General features: G+C 39.6%; 1 tRNA gene. It reads right to left on the reverse strand.

Annotated features, from left to right (window positions below):
• Positions 1-444 precede the first annotated feature (444 nt).
• A tRNA-Asn gene (locus CP366_RS10365) sits at positions 445-517 on the reverse strand.
• Between the last annotated feature and the right edge of the window lie 66 nt (positions 518-583).

Genomic DNA, 583 nt, shown 5'->3' on the forward strand with positions numbered 1-583 from the left:
CGATTAATGGAAATATCCCGAAAGGCATCCTAAATCTCACAGCCGTTTACACAAGAATTTATACTGAACCATTTTTTCTGTTGATGAATATTTATGATATTCTGTCTCAATTAAGCTATTTAGGAGTTGTGCTATGTCCTCTGTTAATGATTGTATTAAATTTGATCTCGATATTAAATTTTACAACAATTTCTATAAATTCTTCAATGGAGTGCAATACAAAGTCTACGAAGCCCTTTTAAAGCAGCCCACTTGTCCATTCTGTGGCTTTCCGGCAGAAAAAATAACGTATCCATCAATACCATTCAGAGTACAGACTCCTCAAAGCTCCTTGGAAGCCCTATTTAAAAAAATTTCAAGACTTAGAAAAGCTTCATTATAGAACTTTAATAGCACACAAAAAGGCGGAAGCCTCTGGCCCCCGCCTCTTTCATATTCCGCTAGCTCCGGCTGTCAGACTCGAACTGACGACATCTTGATTAACAGTCAAGCGCTCTACCAACTGAGCTAAGCCGGAATATTAAAAAAGAGCACGGCAGCTTCCTTTCCTCGCAGGCAGTTGCCCACCAACTACTTTCGGCGT

This window comes from Lactobacillus sp. UMNPBX15, from assembly GCF_002553785.1.
Lineage (GTDB): Bacteria > Bacillota > Bacilli > Lactobacillales > Lactobacillaceae > Lactobacillus > Lactobacillus crispatus.